This window comes from Ruegeria sp. CF3 (assembly GCF_056537365.1).
The window spans coordinates 80,862-95,665 of the sequence record NZ_JBQFRK010000008.1 but is presented as its reverse complement, the minus strand read 5'-3'; the positions used below and the strand labels follow the sequence as shown (position 1 = coordinate 95,665).

General features: G+C 57.6%; 13 protein-coding genes. 2 read left to right on the top strand and 11 right to left on the bottom strand.

Annotation, left to right across the window (positions count from 1 at the left end; genetic code table 11):
* Positions 1-7: 7 nt before the first annotated feature.
* The 8 genes from ACR0KC_RS20470 to ACR0KC_RS20435 all read right to left on the bottom strand — a co-directional run bounded on the left by ACR0KC_RS20470 (position 8) and on the right by ACR0KC_RS20435 (position 8,702).
* Positions 8-1,225 carry an acyl-CoA synthetase family protein gene (locus tag ACR0KC_RS20470; RefSeq protein ID WP_170426281.1) on the bottom strand — a complete coding sequence of 406 codons (1,218 nt, stop codon included), beginning with the start codon at positions 1,223-1,225 and terminating at the stop codon, positions 8-10.
* Between the two features lie 19 nt (positions 1,226-1,244).
* On the bottom strand, positions 1,245-2,078 hold the full coding sequence (locus ACR0KC_RS20465; RefSeq protein ID WP_170399269.1) for an ABC transporter ATP-binding protein: 834 nt from the start codon (positions 2,076-2,078) through the stop codon (positions 1,245-1,247).
* A gap of 72 nt (positions 2,079-2,150) precedes the next feature.
* A complete protein-coding gene (locus ACR0KC_RS20460) occupies positions 2,151-3,434 on the bottom strand; it encodes an ABC transporter substrate-binding protein (RefSeq protein WP_170408764.1) in 1,284 nt (427 codons plus the stop codon).
* Between the two features lie 73 nt (positions 3,435-3,507).
* Positions 3,508-4,584, bottom strand: a complete 1,077-nt coding sequence (locus ACR0KC_RS20455; RefSeq protein ID WP_170408765.1) for a branched-chain amino acid ABC transporter permease — start codon at positions 4,582-4,584, stop codon at positions 3,508-3,510.
* Positions 4,585-4,587: 3 nt separating this feature from the next.
* Positions 4,588-4,845: a hypothetical protein gene (locus tag ACR0KC_RS20450; protein ID WP_170408766.1), complete on the bottom strand. Its 258-nt coding sequence runs from the start codon at positions 4,843-4,845 to the stop codon at positions 4,588-4,590.
* 3 nt (positions 4,846-4,848) lie between these two features.
* Positions 4,849-5,835, bottom strand: coding sequence for a branched-chain amino acid ABC transporter permease (locus ACR0KC_RS20445; RefSeq protein WP_170408767.1), 987 nt, complete (start codon positions 5,833-5,835; stop codon positions 4,849-4,851).
* Between the two features lie 29 nt (positions 5,836-5,864).
* Entirely contained in the window at positions 5,865-6,683 is an 819-nt protein-coding gene (locus ACR0KC_RS20440) for an ABC transporter ATP-binding protein (protein WP_170426283.1), read from the bottom strand.
* Between the two features lie 75 nt (positions 6,684-6,758).
* Positions 6,759-8,702: an AMP-binding protein gene (locus ACR0KC_RS20435; RefSeq protein ID WP_480707540.1), complete on the bottom strand. Its 1,944-nt coding sequence runs from the start codon at positions 8,700-8,702 to the stop codon at positions 6,759-6,761.
* Between the two features lie 189 nt (positions 8,703-8,891).
* Here ACR0KC_RS20435 and ACR0KC_RS20430 point away from each other — a divergent pair, with 189 nt between their 5' ends.
* Positions 8,892-9,401, top strand: coding sequence for an LCCL domain-containing protein (locus ACR0KC_RS20430; protein ID WP_170613516.1), 510 nt, complete (start codon positions 8,892-8,894; stop codon positions 9,399-9,401).
* Between the two features lie 16 nt (positions 9,402-9,417).
* Here ACR0KC_RS20430 and mutT read toward each other — a convergent pair whose 3' ends face one another.
* Genes mutT through ACR0KC_RS20415 form a run of 3 tightly spaced genes read right to left on the bottom strand, consistent with a single transcriptional unit; the run spans position 9,418 to position 11,892 of the window.
* A complete protein-coding gene (gene mutT / locus ACR0KC_RS20425; protein WP_223117286.1) occupies positions 9,418-9,816 on the bottom strand; it encodes an 8-oxo-dGTP diphosphatase MutT in 399 nt (132 codons plus the stop codon).
* Entirely contained in the window at positions 9,813-11,039 is a 1,227-nt protein-coding gene (argJ, locus tag ACR0KC_RS20420) for a bifunctional glutamate N-acetyltransferase/amino-acid acetyltransferase ArgJ (protein WP_170399294.1), read from the bottom strand. The genes mutT and argJ overlap by 4 nt, the downstream gene beginning before the upstream one ends.
* 4 nt (positions 11,040-11,043) lie before the next feature.
* Positions 11,044-11,892, bottom strand: coding sequence for a peptidylprolyl isomerase (locus ACR0KC_RS20415; protein ID WP_170399297.1), 849 nt, complete (start codon positions 11,890-11,892; stop codon positions 11,044-11,046).
* Positions 11,893-12,067: 175 nt separating this feature from the next.
* On the opposite strand from ACR0KC_RS20415, the gene secA reads away from it, so the two are divergent.
* Positions 12,068-14,785 carry a preprotein translocase subunit SecA gene (gene secA, locus ACR0KC_RS20410; protein WP_480772201.1) on the top strand — a complete coding sequence of 906 codons (2,718 nt, stop codon included), beginning with the start codon at positions 12,068-12,070 and terminating at the stop codon, positions 14,783-14,785.
* Positions 14,786-14,804 lie beyond the last annotated feature (19 nt).

Here is a 14,804-nt window from a genome sequence, read left to right as displayed (position 1 = left end):
CAGATCCCTATTCATAAACGCGCTGATCCTCGATCACCAAGCCATCTTTGGGCAAAGAGCCCGGCGCCACAACTTCAATCGCGCCTTTCAGTTTCAGGACTTCGACCACCGATTTTGCATAGGCACCATCGTTCTCGCAGGGGCTTTCGATCTGAACGGTCATGGTATCCATCTCGCCCTGTCGCGCCGCAATGACACGCGCCTTGACGATTTCATCATGCTTGTCGACCAGCGCGGCCACCTGTTCGGGGCGGACGAACATGCCCTTGATCTTGGTGGTCTGATCGGCGCGACCCATCCAGCCTTTGATACGCATATTTGTGCGCCCGCACGGAGACTCTCCGGGCATGATCGCCGACAGATCACCGGTGGCAAAACGGATCAACGGGTAATCGGGGTTCAGCGTGGTCACAACCACCTCACCTACTTCACCAGGTGCAACCGGGGTTCCTGTGCCGGGGGTGACGATCTCAACGATCACGTGTTCGTCGATGATCATACCCTCCATCGCAGGGCTTTCATAAGCTATGTTGCCCAGATCAGCGGTCGCGTAGCATTGCAGGCAGACGATGCCCCGATCGGCGTAATCCTGTCGTAGGCTTGGAAACAGCGCCCCGCCACCCACAACGGCCTTGGAAAATTTCAGCGCGACGCCCATGGCTTCGGCTTTATCCAGAATGACTTTCAGATAGTCGGGCGTACCTGCATATGCGGTGCAACCCACATCGCGCGCAGCGGTCACCTGCAACTCGGTCTGACCTGTACCTGCAGGCAGGACCGACGCGCCAACGGCCTGCGCGCCGCTTTCAAAGATCATGCCCGCGGGGGTGAGGTGATAGCCAAAACAGTTCTGAACGATATCGCCCGGACCAACCCCGGCTGCATTCAGGAACCGGCCCATGCGCCACCAGTCGTGATCAGTGCTGCCGGGCTCGTAAATCGGACCCGGAGATTGAAAGACGTGTTGGAAATTCCGCGCCGGTTTGACGGTGAACCCTCCAAACGGAGGTCGGGTGCCCTGCGCCTTTGTCAGATCGGATTTTCGCAGAACCGGCAGTTGTGCCAGCGCCTGCATGTCTGTCACTGTGCCGGCGTCCACGTTGGACAGAATGCCGGCATATCCGGGCGCTTTTTGCGCGCGGGCAATCTGTTCTGGCAAGGCGCGCGCGTGATCAGCGGTGCGCTCGTCAGCGGATCGGGTTTCAAGCTTATCAAAATAGGTCATTGAAATATCCTCCACCCGCTTACAGCCATCTCTTGCGGCGGCGGTATGAGCGCACGTCTCGAAAGCTCTTGCGGCCTTCGTCAGACATGCCGAGATAAAATTCCTTTACGTCCGGGTTTTCGCGCAATTCAGCGGCGGGGCCGTCCATCACCACGCGGCCAGATTCCAGAATATAACCGTAATGAGCAAACCTTAGAGCCACATTTGTGTTCTGCTCGGCCAGCAGGAAGGACACGCCTTCCTTCTCGTTCAGGTCCCTTACGATGCCAAAAATCTCTTCGACAAGTTGCGGAGCCAGACCCATTGAGGGTTCATCAAGAAGGATGGTCTCGGGGCGCGACATCAGAGCCCTGCCCATCGCCACCATCTGCTGCTCACCGCCCGAAGTATAACCGGCCTGACTACGACGGCGTTCCTTCAAGCGTGGGAAGTAATTGTAAACCAATTCAAGGTCCTGCTGGATCGCGGCAGACCCGTCCTTCCGGGTATAGGCACCGGTCAGCAGATTTTCCTCGACTGTGAGGTGTTCGAAACAGTGGCGGCCTTCCATGACTTGAATGACGCCCTTCTCAACCAAGGCAGCCGGGTCGCTTTCATGCACGCCCTCGCCGCGATATTTAATCGAGCCTTTGGTGACCTCGCCCCGTTCCGAATGCAGCAAGTTCGACACGGCCTTCAATGTGGTTGTCTTTCCCGCACCATTGCCACCCAGTAGGGCTGTGATGCCGCCCTTGGGCACAGTCAGGCTAACGCCTTTCAGAACAAGGATCACATGGTTGTAGATCACCTCGATATTGTTGACCTCAAGCAGGGTTTCCGCCTGCACGTCAGTGGTTTGTGCCGCATCCAACATCAGCGCGTGTCCTTGTGCGAGTGTGGGGTTCGGGGCGGCAGCGATCCGCCGCCCCGTTTGGTTCAGAGCACCTTATTCGCAGCGCTGAGAAATATTGTTCTCAGCAGCATATGCGCCCGAGTCTTCGTCGATCAGTGCGTTGATGACCTCAGCGTCAGTCGGTTCGAAGCCCTGAATCGAGTTCCAGGTACCCGCCGCTGCATCCCACTGAACAACGCCGACAAGGCCTGGGCCGCCGTGGTTTTCGCACGAGACCGCGAATTCAGGTCCGAAACCGGCCATACCCAACGCTTCCATCTTGGCGTTGGTGATCTCCAGCGCCTCCATGCCATCGCGCATCATCGATGCGTCGATTTCGGCAGTGCCGTGCATCTCTTGCGCGGTTTTCACTGCTTCTGCGGCCAGCATCGCAGCATAGAGGCCGCGGTTGTACTGCACCGTACCCAGTTGATCACCGGCGCCTGCAGCTTTGCCCGCATCGACGACATATTTCTTCAGGTCGTCATAGACAGGATAGTCGTCGCCCAGACCGGTGAAGGTCAGCGCTTTGTAACCGGTGGCCTTATCACCCGCAGGCTCAACATCAAACTCGGCCCCGGACCACCAGACGCCGATGAAGTTCTCCATCGGGAAGCGGATATTGGCGGCTTCTTGCACGGCGACCTGGTTCATCACGCCCCAGCCCCACATGATCACATAGTCGGGCTTTTCCCGGCGGATTTGCAGCCACTGCGACTTCTGCTCCTGACCGGGGTGGTCGACCGGCAGCAGGGTCAGGTCATAGCCATGTTTTTCAGCCAGTGTTTCCAGCGTACGGATCGGTTCCTTGCCATAGGCCGAGTTGTGATAGACCAGCGCGATCTTTTTGCCGCTCAAGTCGCCACCGTTTTCGTCCAGCAGATAGTTGATCGCGCCCGACGCCCCGTTCCAGTAGTTGGCAGGATAGTTGAACACGTTGCTGAACACCTTACCGTTCGCCGCCGAGGTGCGGCCATAACCCATTGTGTGCAGCGGAATGCCGTCTGCGGTCACTTTAGGGATCAACTGATAGGTGATGCCGGTGGACAGGGGCTGATAGACCAGAGCACCTTCGCCCTTGGTCGATTCATAACATTCCACGCCTTTTTCCGTGTTATATCCGGTCTCGCATTCGATCACGTTGGCCGCAACACCGCCGATACCGCCATCGCGTTCGTTCAGCAGTGTGAAGTAGTCGGCATATCCGTCCGCAAATGGGATACCGCCGGCCGCATAAGGCCCGGTCCGGTAACTGAGCGACGGGAATACGAGGTCGGCCATGACCGGACCTGCGGCCATCACGGCGCCCAGCGCCAGGGTTGCCAGTTTCTTTTTCATCGGGTGTCTCCTCCCTTGGTTGATCCGATGTTGGGTTTCGGGTTTCACACCCGTCTTTTCGTTGGGCCGGTCCTTAGTGCGGGAACGGCCAGAGTCTGAGTTTCTCTTTCGCCACACGCCAGAGCTGCGCCAGACCGTGCGGTTCGAGGATCAGGAACATGATGATCAGAGCACCGACGATGACGAGGTTCAGGTGCGCCACGATATCTGTGGGCCAGCCCAGCAGATCGACGCCAAGCAGTTTCAAAACGACTGGCAGCAGCACGAGGAAGGCGGCACCGGCAAAGGATCCAAAAATAGACCCTAATCCGCCGATAATCACCATGAACAGCACCAGGAACGATTTTTGAATGCCGAACACTTCTCCAACCTCGACCGCGCCCAGATAGACCGCAAAGAACAGCGCGCCGGCCACGCCCACGAAGAACGAACTGACAGCAAAGGCGGTCAGCTTGGCCTTGAGCGGGTTCACCCCGATGATCTCGGCCGCGATGTCCATGTCGCGGATTGCCATCCAGGTACGACCAGTGGTGCCGCGGGTCAGGTTACGCGCGATGATCGCGCAGACGGTCAGGAAGATCAGGCAGAACAGATAAGTCGCCCATGCCGGAGCATTCGGGCCGGTGATGATGATCCCAAATACGTCGCGTTCCGGCGCATTGATCTGGCCCGAGGCCGAGTAGTTGTAGAACCACGGCACCCGGTTAAACAGCCACACAAGAAAGAACTGCGCCGCCAGCGTGGCAACCGCCAGATAAAAGCCTTTGATCCGCAGTGATGGTAAGCCGAATAGGACACCCACAATGGCGGTGATGCCGCCGGCTAGGATCACATGGATGAACATGCTAACATCGGGAAAGGCCGTCATCAACTTGTAACAGGCATAGGCCCCCACAGCCATGAACCCGCCGGTGCCCAGCGACACCTGTCCGCAATAGCCCACCAGAATGTTCAGCCCGATCGCAGCGATGGCATAGATCAGGAATGGCAGCAGCAGCGCGTTGGCCCAATAGTCGTTGATGATGAACGGAATGATCCCGAACGCCACCGCCAGCACGACATAATACCGATACCGGTCAAACTTGATCGGGAAAGTCTGGCTGTCGGCGATATATGAGGTTTTGAAATCCCCGGCCTCACGATAGAACATAACTTACTTTCCCCATTCTTCCTGCGCCCGATTGCGGGCAGCGGCGTCCAGTTGATTGGACCCTTTGGCATATCCGGTGGCCTCGGAAGCGCGCACCAGTTTCATGTAAGCCAGGATGCCCATGACCAGCCCGGCAAAGGCCAGAATTACAGCGATCACAAGTTGGCCCTCGGTCAGATCGCTCGATGTCAGGGCGATGTAGCCGAAAGCCCAAAACCCCGCCCATGCGATCACGTTGATGATGGCAATCAGCTTGGTCACGCCCTACACCCTCTCGATGATCTTCTCGCCGAACAGGCCTTGAGGTCGGAACACGAGGAATATCAGCGCCAATACATAGGCAAACCAGTTCTCAGTCGCACCGCCAACCATTGGGCCGATGGCGAACTCGAACAGTTTCTCACCCACACCGATGATCAGGCCACCGACAATGGCTCCGGGGATCGAGGTGAACCCGCCTAGCATCAGCACCGGCAGCGCCTTCAGCGCGATCAGCGACAGCGAGAACTGGACGCCCGATTTGGTGCCCCACATGATGCCCGCGACCAGCGCCACAAACCCGGCGACCGACCAGACCATGATCCAGATGAAGTTCAGCGAAATCCCGACCGATAGCGCCGCCTGATGGTCATCCGCCACCGCACGCATCGCCCGACCCTGCTTGGTGTACTGGCTGAACGCCACCAGAGCCGCCACCAGAAGTGCTGCGATGATCGTGGCCACGATGTCCAGATTGTCGATGAAGAAACCGTAGTCGAAGATGTTAAAAGTCGTCTCGTCAATCCACAGGTTGATACCCTGCGGCAGACCCACATCCAGCGTCTTGATCTCGGACCCCCACATCAGGTCGGCGACGCCCTCAAGGAAATAGGCCAGACCGATGGTCGCCATGAACAGGATGATCGGTTCCTGTCCGACCAGATGGCGCATCACGAACCGCTGCACGCACCAGGCCAGCAACACCATCACGGCCATGGTCAGAATAATCGCAAGCAACGCGGGCACATTCCAACCAAAATTATAGACGTGCGTGCCGAAAGTCGCGTTGATCAGGTGCGCAAAAGGCACCTGCCCGTTCATGATTCCGACCAGCGTCATCGCCGCAAACAGGGCCATAACCCCTTGGGCATAATTGAAAATCCCCGACGCCTTGTAGATCAACACAAAGCCCAGCGCGACCAGCGCATACAGCACCCCAGCCATCAGACCGTTGAGGATGACCTCCATCGCGAAGATTAATTGTTCAGGCATGCCAGCCCCTCCCCAATTCTGCCCGGACCTCAGTCATGGCTGACCCCCAAATAGGCATCAATGACTTCTTGGTTGTTGCGCACCTCATCCGGGGTGCCGTCACCAATCTTTTTGCCGTAATCCATCACAACCACACGGTCGCTCAGATCCATTACCACGCCCATATCGTGCTCGATCAGCGCAATCGTGGTGCCAAACTCGTCATTCACGTCGAGGATAAAGCGGCTCATGTCCTCTTTCTCTTCGACGTTCATCCCGGCCATCGGCTCATCCAGCAGCAGCAGTTTCGGTTCCGCTGCCAGCGCGCGCGCCAGTTCGACGCGTTTCTTCAACCCGTAAGGCAGCCGGGACACCGGCGTTTTGCGGATGTGCTGAATCTCAAGGAAATCAATGATCTTCTCGACCGCCTCGCGATTCTCGGTCTCTTCTGCCTCGGCCTTGCCCTTCCACAGCGCTTGCTGAAGAATATTGGTCTTCATAAAACCCAAACGCCCGGTCATGACGTTGTCCAGAACGCTCATCCCTTCAAACAAGGCAATGTTCTGGAACGTCCGCGCGATCCCTTGCTGGGCTACTTCAAAGGGCCGCATCGGCGGGCGTTTGGCACCGTGAAACCAAACCTCACCCTCTTGCGGAACATAAAAGCCCGAGATCACATTCAGCATCGAGGACTTACCCGCCCCGTTTGGCCCGATGATCGCACGGATCTCACCCTCACGGATGTCGAACGAGATATCCTTGATCGCCACCACGCCGCCAAAGCGCAGGGTGATGTTCTTCATCTCCATCACCACACCGCCGATCTTGCGGCCGTCTTCGGTGACATATCCTTCGGAGTTATCCAGCATCAGAACCTCCCTGACACAAAAACGGGACGGCGGGCGGGGCGATGACCGCAGGTCGAGCGGCGCGCGTCAGCCCACTCATTCCGCCGCCACCTTGTGCTGCGCGACCGGAACCACTGGCGCATCGACAATTTCCAACGTCGCAGAAATCGATCCCTTACGACCATCTTCATAGGTCACTTCAGTCGTGGTCGAAACGCTCGACGACCCGTCGTACAACGCCGCAATAATGTCGCTGAATTTGTCCTCGACAAACCCACGCCGCACCTTGCGGGTCCGGGTCATTTCACCATCATCCGCATCCAGTTCCTTATGCAGAACCACGAAACGATGCACCTGACAGCCCGACAGCATTTCATCCGCCGCAACCGACTTGTTCACCTCTTCCACATGGCTCCGAATCGTCTCTAACACACGGGGATGACCCGCTAGCTCCTGATAGGACGCGTAGGCCACATTGTTACGTTCGGCCCAGTTTCCGACAGCTGTCAGGTCAATATTGATGAAGGCTACGCAGCGATCCTTGCTGTTACCGAACAGCACGACCTCAAGAATGTCAGGATAGAACTTCAGCTTGTTCTCGACGTATTTCGGCGCAAACATCGAGCCATCGGCCATCTTGCCCACGTCTTTGGCGCGATCGATGATCCGCAGATGGCCCGAGTTCTCCTCGATGAACCCGGCATCCCCAGTGGCGACCCAGCCTTCGGCATCTTTGGTCGAAGCTGTGGAGTCCGGGTTGTTGTAATATTCAACAAACACCCCGGGCGAGCGATAGTGGATCTCACCCTTATCGTCGATTTTCAGCTCAACATCCGGTGCGGGGACGCCGACCGTATCGGCCCGTACCTCCCCATCCGGTTGCACTGTAATGAACACGGTGGCTTCGGTCTGACCATATAGCTGTTTCAGGTTGATGCCCAAAGAGCGATAGAAATCAAAGATTTCCGGCCCAATCGCCTCGCCCGCTGTATAGCCAACACGGAACCTACCGTAGCCCAAAGTGTCCTTGAGCGGACCGTAAACCAGCAGGTTACCCAGTGCGTATTTCAGCTTGTCGCCAAAGCCCACCGGCTTGCCGTCCAGCAACAGACCACCGACTTTTTTGGCATGCGCCATGAAGTGGTGGAACATCCGTTGTTTCAGCTTGCCCGCATCCTCCATCCGGATCATCACATTGGTCAGCTGCGTCTCGAACACACGCGGCGGAGCAAAGAAGTAGGTTGGCCCGATCTCGCGCAGGTCGGTCATCATCGTGTCGGCGCTTTCGGGGCAGTTCACACAGAAACCGCACCAATAGGCCTGACCGATGGAGAAGATGAAATCCCCAACCCACGCCATCGGCAGGTATGAGAGAATATCTTCATTCCGGGTCAGACGATCGAACTCGGCCGAGTTCTTGGCGCTCTCGATGACATTCCGGTTCGACAGCACCACGCCCTTGGGCTTGCCCGTGGTGCCCGAGGTATAGAGCATTACGCAGGTGTCGTCATAGGTGATCGCAGCGATGCGCTTGTCCAGTTCGGCGTCAAACCGTGCATGACCGGCGCTGCCCTCCGCCATGATGTCCTCAAGCGCGTTCATCTGCGAGTGGTCATACTTCCGCATCCCGCGCTTGTCGGTATAAAGTATGTGTTTGACCTGATGGAGATTTTCCTGAATCTCGATGACTTTGTCGACCTGCTCCTGATCACCGCAGACCACATATTTCGCGCCGCAATGTTCCAGCACATAGGCCATCTCTTCGGCGACCGAGTCCTGATACAGAGGCACCGGCACCGCGCCTACCATCTGAGCGGCAACCATCGACCAGTAATGGGCGGGACGGTTCCGACCAATCACAGCAATATGGTCACCCTTTTCAACGCCAAGTTCTAGAAACCCAAGCGCGATGGCACGGATTTCTTTGGCGGCTTCCGCCCAGGTCCAGCATTGCCAGATCCCGAATTCCTTTTCCCGATAGGCCGGGGCATCCCCGAACTGGGTCACATTGCGGTGTAATAGCGCCGGAAGAGAGTCCATCCCTTCAGCGCCCGACTGCGTCTGAGCCAATCTTTTTCTCCTCCCCATCCGACCCCTCCCCGGGCCGAAAATGGCGGGTTCGGGATGGTGCCCGAACGCCAATGCCCCGATAAGGGACGTCGTAACGATCAGCGTCAAGTTTTGCCTGATGTTTTCTCAATTCTTACGAATTGTAACAGGGGCGGAGGAGTGAAGTTCCGAGTTGTACAAGATGTAAAAATCGTTGAACTGGATAAACCAGCGCTGCCAAAAGCGAATACAACCTCCGCGTTTCTTTGGGCAATGCGTGAGTTCGTGATAGAATTGATAATGCATAGAGCTCAGCAGATCATATTTGTGGCCATCGCGATTTTTGTGATCGCTGGTAGCGGGAGTCGACCGATTTCAGCCGATGAGTTACAGGATTGCCCCGGCCATATTGGTGAACTTGACTTACCCATTGAGTGCATGTGCACAAAAGAGGCGCAACGGATACGGCCGTTCAATGTACAGGGATGCGAAGTGTACGCTTGGTGGAGCAACATTTGTATGGCCGCGGTGCATGCGGGAATTGCTACGCGTGAGGGCGGGCCAGTCCGGATCGAACAAAGGGAACCTCAAGCAGAATACGTCGGTTGCCTTCGTAACGATATGTTCAGCAATGACATGCACCACAGTGATTTGCCAAGCTTTGTCGTTTTGCCAGTTGAGTCAGATTAGAGTCTTTTTTAAGGGCTTATAGCCAATCCCGCAAAATCGGGATCAACGGCACATCTGCCGCAGGCATCGGGTAGTTCCTCAGATCATTCGCCCGCACCCATTTCAGCGCCTGTCCTTCTTTCGATTGCGGTATCCCCTCCCATTTGCGGCAGGCATACAGCGGCATCAGCAGGTGGAAATCGTCATAGCTGTGGCTGGCAAAGGTCAGCGGCGCGAGGCACGAGGCCCAGGTGTCGATGCCCAGTTCCTCGTGCAATTCGCGGATCAGGGCGGCCTCGGGGGTTTCTCCGGGTTCGATCTTGCCGCCGGGGAATTCCCAGAGACCGGCCATGGATTTGCCTTCGGGGCGTTGGGCCAGTAGGACGCGGCCCTCGATGTCGATCAGAGCGACAGCAGACACCAATACTGTCTTCACGAGCGATAATCCGCGTTGATCTCGATATATCCGTGGGTCAGATCGCAGGTCCAGACGGTGGAAGCGCCCTGACCCAGTCCCAGATCGACTGCGATCACCAAATCCTGACCTTTCATATAGGCCGCAGCGTCTTCCTCGCGGTAGTCGGGGCTGACCCAGCCTTTTTCAGCCACAAGGATGTCTCCGAACGATATGCTCAAAAGGTCGCGGTCTGCAGCAGCACCGGATTTGCCGATGGCCATGACGATGCGGCCCCAATTCGGGTCCTCGCCCGCGATGGCGGTTTTGACCAGCGGGGAGTTGGCGATAGCCAGCCCGTGGGTTTTGGCATCAGCATCCGTGGCGGCGCCGGTCACACGAATTTCGACGAATTTCGTGGCCCCTTCGCCGTCGCGGACCACTTGCTGCGCAAGGTCCAACATCACTGTTTCCAGCGCTTGCGCGAAAGCGGCATTGCCGGTGGCATCGACGCCCGATGCCCCGGTGGCGCAAAGCAAGAGGCTGTCGGATGTCGAGGTATCGCTATCCACAGTGATGCAGTTGAAGGTCCGGTCGGTCTGCGCGCCCAGCATCGCCTGCAGCGCTGTCTGCTCGATCTGAGCGTCGGTGAAGATATAAACCAGCATCGTCGCCATATCGGGCGCGATCATGCCGGAACCCTTCGCTATCCCCGCAATAGAGACTGTTTGGCCGCCAATATCGACCTGCGCCGACGACCCCTTCGGGAAGGTGTCGGTGGTCATGATCGCGCGCGCCGCGTCCTCGATCGCGTGACGGCTGAGGCCCGCCTTCAACGCCTCAAGCTGTGCAACGATGCGGTCATGGGGCAGCGGCTCGCCGATGACACCGGTCGACGAGGTAAAAACCCGATCTACCTCAACACCGGTAGCTTTGGAGACGGCTTGCGTCACCTCGGCCACTGAGGTCTGCCCGTAATGGCCGGTAAACGCATTGGCGTTGCCCGAATTCACAAGGATCGCTGCAGGCCCGTCGCCGGGCCCGCCGATCTTGTCCTGACAATCCAGAACGGGGGCCGCACGGGTGGCCGAGCGGGTGAACACTCCGGCCACCGAGGTGCCCGGATCAAGAACGGCCAGCATCACATCGGTGCGGCCTTGATATCGGACACCAGCCTCGACAGTGGCGAAGCGCACACCGTCGATCGCGGGCAATTCGGGGAAGGCCGCCGGGGCCAGCGGTGAAACCTTGGTTATCGTGGCCACGGGGTTACTCCTGCAGCAGCTCCAGCTGGCGCATGACCTCGGGGCCGGCGCCCTCGAGCGCGGGACGCTCGATCTGCGCTTGCTGCGTCAACTCGTCAATCTTGGCCTGAATTGCTTCTTGCCGAATGGTCTGAGCCAATTCATCGCGCACGACCGCCAATTCGGGGGCCTCGGTCTTGCGCTTGTCGTTCAGCGTGACCACGTGCCAACCAAACTGGGTTTGCACCGGATCCGAGACCTGACCCTTTTCAAGGCCAAGCACGGCACCTTCAAACTCGGGCACCATCTGGCCTTTGCCGAACCAGCCCAGCGCACCGCCATTGGGGCCAGAGGGTCCTGTGGATTTTTCTTTCGCTAGCTCAGCGAAATCTGCGCCTTCTTCAAGTTGGGCTTTGACAGCTTTGGCTTCGTCCTCGGATTCGACCAGAATGTGGCTGGCATTGAACTCGTCTTCGCCCTGAAACTCGGCGAATTGCGTGTCATAGGCGGCCTGTATGGCCTCATCAGTGACACTGGCGGCTGTCAGCGCTTCGACGGTTTGTACGGCGCGCAGGGACCGGGTTTCGTTTTCCAGTCGAAGGGCGTTTAGTGTATTCAGCTCTTCCTGTTCAAGGCTCAGCAGGTGCTGCTGGACCAGTTGCTCGAGGATGAAATCATATAGCACCTCATCTTCAAGCTGCTGATACTGCGCCGGCAGCGCCGAGGCGGTGGCGATGACGTGACCCAATGTGATCTCGTCGCCGTTCACGCGGGCAACCACGGTGTTGGCATCCGGTGCGTCCTGGGCGGCCAGCGGCAACGCCATCACGGCAGCAAGCGCAAGCGATGGCAGAAAAGTGAGGCCTTTGGGCATGGAACTATCCTATTTCTTTGCCGCGACAGGGCGCAGCGTTGACACTGTGGAACCTGCCCCTTACATCGCTTTGAAGCCTTGGACAGGGCCGCCTTTCACCCCCCGTATCTAGGGGCTGCGCGCAAGGTGGGCAAGCCTGTCGCAACCAAGAAAAAACAGATCCGCTGGAGTGAACATGCTGGGACTCGGAACGCTCGCCAAAAAGGTGTTCGGAACACCGAACGACCGCAAGATCAAGGCGGCCCGCCCGCTGGTCGAAAAGATCAATGCGCTGGAGCCGGAGTTCGAGATCCTGACCGACGATGGCCTGATCGAGAAAACCGCTGAGCTGCGCAAACGAGCGCTGGACGGTGAAAAGCTGGATGACTTGCTGCCGGAAGCATTTGCCAATGTCCGCGAAGGGGCCAAGCGCGCCCTGGGTCTTCGGGCCTTTGATGTGCAGTTGATGGGTGGTTTGTTCCTGCACCAGGGCAACATCTCGGAAATGAAAACGGGTGAGGGCAAAACCCTGGTCGCCACCTTCCCCGCCTATCTGAATGCACTGACCGGCAAGGGCGTGCATGTGGTCACGGTGAACGAATACCTGGCCAAGCGCGACTCGGAATGGATGGGCAAGGTGTTTGCGTCCGTTGGCATGACGACCGGTGTGATCTGGTCGGGCCAACCGGATGCCGAGAAGATGGCGGCGTACAAGTGTGACATCACCTATGCCACAAATAATGAGTTGGGCTTCGACTATCTGCGCGACAACATGAAGGCCGATCTGGAACAGGTCTATCAGAAGCACCACAATTTCGCGATCGTCGACGAAGTCGACTCGATCCTGATTGATGAGGCGCGGACGCCGCTGATCATCTCGGGGCCGGCACAAGACCGATCGGACCTTTATACTGCCATCGATACCGTGATCCCGACGCTGCAGGACGATCATTACTCGCTCGATGAAAAAAGCCGCAGCGTGACGTTCACCGATGAAGGCAACGAGTTTTTGGAGCAGCAACTGCTTTCAGCGGGTCTGCTGCCCGAAGGGCATTCGCTGTACGACCCCGAAAGCACCACTGTAGTGCATCACGTCAATCAGGGCCTGCGCGCGCACAAACTGTTCCAACGGGACAAGGACTATATCGTTCGGGATGGCAATGTGGTGCTGATCGACGAATTCACCGGTCGGATGATGCCGGGCCGCCGCTTGTCGGAGGGTCTGCACCAAGCTATCGAAGCCAAGGAAGGCGTACAGATTCAGCCCGAGAATGTGACGCTGGCCAGCGTGACATTCCAGAACTATTTCCGCCTCTATGACAAGCTGTCCGGCATGACCGGCACTGCGCTGACCGAGGCGGAAGAATTTCAGGAAATCTATGGTCTGGGTGTGGTCGAGGTTCCGACCAACAAACCAATCGCGCGTGAGGACAAAGACGACCAGGTCTATCGCACGACAGCCGAAAAATACGGTGCCATTATTGAACAGGTCAAAAAGGCCGGTGAAAAAGGTCAGCCGGTTCTTGTCGGTACCACGTCGATCGAAAAGTCCGAAGTGATCAGCCAGATGCTGGACAAAGAGGGAATCGAGCACAACGTTCTGAACGCCCGCCAGCATGAACAGGAAGCGCAGATAGTGGCCGATGCAGGCCGTCTTGGCGCGGTGACCATCGCCACCAACATGGCGGGCCGCGGCACCGATATTCAGCTGGGCGGCAATGTCGAGATGAAGGTGCTGCAGGCGCTGGCCGAAAACCCCGAGGCTGACCCGGCCGACTTGCGTGCGGCAGAAGAAGCCAAGCACGCGGAAGAAAAGGAAAAGGTGCTGCAGGCCGGTGGTCTTTACGTAATGGCGTCCGAACGTCATGAAAGCCGCCGGATCGACAACCAGCTGCGCGGGCGTTCGGGACGCCAGGGTGACCCGGGCCGCACCGTGTTCTACCTGAGCCTGGAAGATGACCTGATGCGCATCTTCGGTTCGGAACGTCTGGACAAGGTCCTGACCACGCTGGGCATGAAAGAGGGCGAGGCAATCATTCACCCCTGGGTGAACAAATCGCTGGAACGGGCGCAATCCAAGGTCGAAGGTCGCAACTTTGACATGCGCAAAAACGTTCTGAAATTCGACGACGTGATGAACGATCAGCGGAAAGTCGTGTTCAGCCAGCGGCGTGAAATCATGTCAGCAGATGATCTGTCGGATGTCGTGTCCGATATGCGTGAGCAGGTGATCGACGATATGATCGACGAATTCATGCCGCCAAAATCATATGCAGATCAATGGGATACAGAAGGTCTGCACGAAGCGGTCAAAGAGAAGCTGACCATCGATGCGCCGGTTCAGGACTGGGCCGCCGAGGAAGGCGTAGATGACGAGCAAATCCGCGAACGTCTGATCAAGGCCGCCGATGAAATGATGGCGCAGAAGGCCGTGGCGTTTGGCCCGGAAAACATGCGCAACATCGAAAAGCAGGTTCTGCTGCAGACTATCGATGGCAAATGGCGCGAACATCTTTTGACGCTGGAACATCTGCGCTCGGTCGTGGGTTTCCGTGGCTATGCACAGCGCGATCCGCTGAACGAGTACAAGAACGAAAGCTTCCAGCTGTTCGAAGGGATGCTTGATTCCTTGCGCGAAACCGTCACTCAGCAATTGTCGCGCGTGCGCCCGCTGAGCGAAGAAGAACAGAAGGAAATGCTCGCGCAGATGGCAGCGCAACAGGCACAGGCGCAGAAAGCTGTGGATCAAGCTGCCGGGAATGCCGAGGCGATCGCCGAAGCCGAAGCGTCTGGTGACAGTCGTCCGGGTTTTGTTGAGGATGATCCTTCGACTTGGGGTAACCCGTCACGCAATGATCCTTGCCCCTGTGGCTCGGGGAAAAAATTCAAACATTGCCACGGCAGGTTGACTTAACGTCACCTGCTTTCCACCA